5 protein-coding genes are annotated in these 4,696 nt (G+C 71.0%); 2 read left to right on the forward strand and 3 right to left on the reverse strand.

The window, feature by feature from the left end; genetic code table 11:
* Together C1I93_RS28455 and hppD are read right to left on the reverse strand one after the other, a co-directional pair.
* Positions 1-117, reverse strand: a 117-nt coding sequence (locus tag C1I93_RS28455) for a DUF2510 domain-containing protein (RefSeq protein WP_146603600.1), incomplete at its 3' end; no start/stop codon positions are given.
* 200 nt (positions 118-317) lie between these two features.
* Positions 318-1,523 carry a 4-hydroxyphenylpyruvate dioxygenase gene (gene hppD, locus C1I93_RS28460; protein WP_111246344.1) on the reverse strand — a complete coding sequence of 402 codons (1,206 nt, stop codon included), beginning with the start codon at positions 1,521-1,523 and terminating at the stop codon, positions 318-320.
* A gap of 137 nt (positions 1,524-1,660) precedes the next feature.
* On the opposite strand from hppD, the gene C1I93_RS28465 reads away from it, so the two are divergent.
* Positions 1,661-2,146 carry an Lrp/AsnC family transcriptional regulator gene (locus C1I93_RS28465; RefSeq protein WP_111246345.1) on the forward strand — a complete coding sequence of 162 codons (486 nt, stop codon included), beginning with the start codon at positions 1,661-1,663 and terminating at the stop codon, positions 2,144-2,146.
* Between the two features lie 135 nt (positions 2,147-2,281).
* Here the strand turns inward: C1I93_RS28465 and C1I93_RS28470 are convergent, their stop codons facing one another.
* On the reverse strand, positions 2,282-3,271 hold the full coding sequence (locus C1I93_RS28470) for an ArsR/SmtB family transcription factor (RefSeq protein ID WP_111246346.1): 990 nt from the start codon (positions 3,269-3,271) through the stop codon (positions 2,282-2,284).
* Positions 3,272-3,348: 77 nt separating this feature from the next.
* On the opposite strand from C1I93_RS28470, the gene C1I93_RS28475 reads away from it, so the two are divergent.
* On the forward strand, positions 3,349-4,683 hold the full coding sequence (locus C1I93_RS28475) for an MFS transporter (protein ID WP_420811743.1): 1,335 nt from the start codon (positions 3,349-3,351) through the stop codon (positions 4,681-4,683).
* Positions 4,684-4,696 lie beyond the last annotated feature (13 nt).

The following is a 4,696-nucleotide window of genomic DNA, read 5'->3' on the forward strand; positions in this document are numbered from 1 at the left end:
GCCCGCGGGCGGGGTGGCGTCGACTGGAATGGGCGCGCCGATCCAACCCTCGCCGTCCCAGTATCTGCGGGTCTGCGGATCGGCGGGGTCGACGTACCAACCGGGTGCCACGCTCACGTCACGGCCTCGCTGCGCTCGTTCACCTCGCCACCTTAACGACGACCGTGTCGGCGAACCCGTCCTGGCGGCGGTGCTGCCAGGGCTTGCGGTGGTATCGGGCCACCTGGGCGATGTACGGCCCGACGCCGCCGGTGGCAGGCGGTGGCCCACCGACCGGCGGCGTCGGGGTCGCGCTTCGGCACCGTCATCAGTTGCCGTTACAGGTTGCCGCGCTTTTCCTGCTCCCGCTCGATCGCCTCGAACAGGGCCTTGAAGTTGCCCTTGCCGAAGCCGAGCGAGCCGTGCCGCTCGATCAACTCGAAGAAGACGGTCGGCCGGTCCTGCACCGGCTTGGTGAAGATCTGCAGCAGGTAACCGTCCTCGTCCCGGTCGACCAGGATCTTCCGGGCCTTCAGTTCCTCGATCGGTACGCGTACCTCACCGATGCGGGCCCGCAGCTCCGGGTCGTCGTAGTACGAGTCCGGGGTGTCCAGGAAGTCGACACCGGCGGCTCGCATGGCGTCGACGCTGGTCAGGATGTCGTTGGTGGCCACCGCGATGTGCTGGGCACCCGGGCCCTGGTAGAACTCCAGGTACTCGTCGATCTGCGACTTCTTGCGGGCGATCGCCGGCTCGTTGAGCGGGAACTTCACCTTGCGGGTGCCGTTCGCGACCACCTTGCTCATCAGCGCCGAGTAGTCGGTGGCGATGTCGTCGCCGACGAACTCCGCCATGTTGGTGAAGCCCATGACACGCTTGTAGAAGTCGACCCACTCGTCCATCCGGCCCAGCTCCACGTTGCCGACGACGTGGTCGACCGCCTGGAAGAAGCGCTTCGGCTGAAGACCTGCGTCGATCATCGGCTGCCGGTCCACGATCGGTCCACGGGCCACGAAACCGGGCAGGAACGGGCCGGTGTAGCGGGACCTGTCGACAAGGGTGTGCCGGGTGTCGCCGTACGCGGCGATGGCGGCCATCCGCACGGTGCCATGCTCGTCGCTGACGTCGTGCGGCTCCATCAGGCCGGTCGCGCCCTGCGCGGTGGCGTGCGCGTACGCGGCGTCCACGTCCGGCACCTCCAGCGCGATGTCGGAGACGCCGTCGCTGTGCCGCGCCACGTGCTCGGTGCCCTGGGCGTCCGGGCGGACCGCACCGGTCAGCACGAACCGGGCCGAACCGCTGGTCAGCACGTACTGGGCGTGGTCGCGGTAACCCTGTTCCGGGCCCCGGTACGCGACACAGGTCATGCCGAACGCGGTGGAGTAGTAGTGCGCGGCCTGCTTGGCGTTGCCCACCAGGAAGTGCACGTGGTCGAGACCCTTGACCGGGAACGGGTCCCGGGTGATGTCGTGGTCGACAGCACCGACGAGGGTGTCGACGTCGACCTCCTCGGTCGACTGGGGTCGGTCGATCGCCTGGGTCATGGTGGCCTCCCTTGCGTACCGGCCGGCCTCGTGGGCCGACGCTGTGCTCTTACCGGGACTATCGCGGTGCCCGACCCCACTGGGCAACTGTCGCCGATCTAGCTGGTCAGGTTGTGCAGGAAGTAGAGTCATCAGCCATGAACGCTGGTCAGGATGTACAGCTCGACGCGCTGGATGTCAGCCTGATCGAACTGCTCGCCGAGGAGCCCCGGATCGGGGTGCTGGAGTGCTCCCGCCGGCTCGGCGTGGCCCGGGGCACCGTCCAGGCGCGGCTGGACAAGCTTGTCGAGCGGGAGGTGATCGGCGGGTTCGGGCCGGAGGTCTCACCCGCCGCGATCGGCTTCTCGGTGACCAGCTTCGTCACCCTGGAGATCAGCCAGCGGCACGGACACGACCCGGTCACCCGTCACCTGGCGGCGATCCCAGAGGTGCTGGAGGCGCACACCATCACCGGTTCCAGCGATCTGCTCTGCCGGATCGTGGCCCGCTCGAACACCGACCTCCAGCGGGTGATCGACCAGATCGTCTCGTACGAGGGCATCACCCGGGCCTCGACGATCATCGCCCTCGCCCAACAGATCCCGTACCGCGTCCTCCCCCTCCTCCGCTCCGCTTTGGGGTAAGGAGGGGCCCCCTGCTAACGCCTGGTGTATAGCAGGGGGCCCCTGCTAACGCGCAACCCGCTGACGCGTCTGCTCGGCGCAGTCGGTCGGCGCAGTCGGTCGGCGGCGAGAGTGTCGCCGGTTGGAGTGCGCCGGTCAGTCGGCGGCGAGGGCGTCGCCGAGGGGGGTGCGCCGGTAGCGCACAGATCGACCGACGCGGATCCTGCTGACCAACCCGGCGTCGCGCAGGACCGCGAGATGGTCGCCGACCCCGCCGAGACTCAGGCCGAGCTGGGCGGTGAGCTGACTGGTGGTGGCGGGCAGGGCGAGCGCCCGCAGCACCGCCGCCCGGGAGCGTCCCACCAGCCGATCCAGCGCATCCTCGGGCCGGGCGGGATCCGGCGGTCCGAGCAACTCGGCCACCCCGGAGGCCCGGTAGACGATCGCGAACGGCCAGGGCGGTTCGACGTACGTGATCTGGGCACCGAACACCGTGGGTACGAAGAGCAGCCCCTTGCCGGCCAGCGAGTACGTTTGCGGATCGCGGTCGGCGATCTCGATGACGCCGACCTCGCCACCTGGAATCCAGTGCAGTCGCGGGTCCAGGTTCGCGACCGCGGCACCCCAGCCGTACGCGAGCAGCCGGCCGGCCCGATGCACCAGATCCCGTTCCAGGATCGCCCGCAGGCGTGGCCAGTCGGGTTGGACCAGGGTCGTCCAGGCCGCCTCGATGGCATCCGCGAGCAGATTCACCATGTCCGCCGAGGCGTAGATCTGCTGTGCGTACGCCGGTGGTGTGGCCCGCAGCCCGGTGAGGTTGCGGGCCAGTTCGGCGCGGGCCTGGGCCAGTGGGGTGGCCCGGACCGCTGCCAACTCGCCGGCGAAGTCCCGGGCCGTGCCGTCCGGCGGCGGCTGGATGAAGTCGGCGTTGTAGCCGCCCCGGCGCAACAGCGCCAGCAGCGCGCCGACCGCCGGCACCTCGCGTCGCAGCCGTTCGTACCCGGGTCTGGTCCGGGCCACCCAGGGACCCAAGCCGTCGAACGAGCGCTGACCCGCGTGCAGCCGCAACGCCCACACCGTCTCGCCCAGTGGCGACAAGGCGAACCGGCTGGCTGCCACGTCGGCCGGGGTCACCTCGATCCGCATCCCATCACCTTTCGCTTACCTTTCGCTCAGCAGCGAAAGGATAGAGCTGGCCAGGGCACGCCGCCATGCTGGCCGACGTGACCAACACCAGCATCTCCGCCGAGGTGGTCGACCGGCCGGCCACCTTCCGGGACGTCTTCGCCGTCGCCGAGTTCCGCGTGATCTTCGCCAGCTTCGGCGTGTTCATGATCGGCGAGACGGTGAAGATGCTCGCCCTCTCCGTGCTGGTCTACGAGCGCACCGGCTCGGGGCTGCTGGCCGCGCTGGCGTACGTGACCGGCTTCCTGCCGCACGCGGTGGGCGGGATGTTCCTGCTGGCGCTGGCCGACCGGCGGCCGGCCCGCGGACTGATCGTCGGCTACGACCTGCTGCGGCTGGCCATGGTCGCGGTACTCGCCACCGGTCTGCTGCCCCCGTCGGCGATGCTCGGCCTGGTCGCGGTGGTGGCACTGTTCGGCCCGGTCAGCGGCGCCGCCCGCAACGCGCTCCTGCCGGAGCTGCTGCGTGGCGACGCGTACGTGCTGGGACGGTCGCTGTTCACCGTGGCGGCCGGGGGCACCCAGGTGGCCGGGTTCGCCCTCGGCGGTCTGCTGCTGGGCCTGGTCGGACCGTACGGTGCGCTCTGGCTGACGGCGGCGACCTGCGGTCTATCCGCCCTGATGGTACGAATCGGCCTGGCTCGCCGTCCGGCCCGGTCGCCCTCGATACCTGCGGCTGACCGCCCGGTTGGCGGTCCGGCTGTCGATGCGGATGGCGGCCCGGCTGTCGATGCGGTTGGCGGCCCGGCTGTCGGTGCGGATGGCGCTCCGGGCCGGTCCGGAGCGGTCCGCGAGACACTGCGGGTCAACCGGCAGCTCCTCGCCGACCGCCGGATCCGGGGACTGCTGCTCGCCCAGTGGCTACCCGGCTCGCTGCTGGTCGGCGCGGAGGCAGTCGCCGTGCCGTACGCCGCGGACCTGGGGCCGCACGCCAGCGCCGGCGTACTCCTGATGGCAGGCGCGGGCGGAATGCTTGTCGGTGACCTGCTGGTGGGGCGCTTCGTGGCGCCCGGCCGCCGCGAACGCCTGACGCCGTGGCTCGCGCTGCTGCTCGGCCTGCCGATGCTGGTATTCCTGGCCACGCCGGCGCTGCTGCCGGCTGCGGCTTTGTTCGCGGTGGCCACCGCGGGGTTCGCCTACCAGCTCGGGCTGGCCCGGCGATTCCTCGACGCGGTGCCCGAGGCCCGCCGGGGGCAGGCGTTCGGTCTGCTCAGCACCGGCCTGATGGCGGCGCAGGGGCTGGCTGCGGCGGGCGCAGGCGCGCTGAGCGAGGTGCTCGTGCCGGGCCTGGTGATGGCCGCCGCGGGCGCTGCTTCGGTCGCCACCACCCTGATCCTCTGGCCCGTCCTCGCCCCGGCACGCCCCCACCGATGAACCGGCCCGCATC

The organism is Micromonospora endophytica, from assembly GCF_003236305.1.
Taxonomy (GTDB): Bacteria; Actinomycetota; Actinomycetes; order Mycobacteriales; family Micromonosporaceae; genus Micromonospora; species Micromonospora endophytica.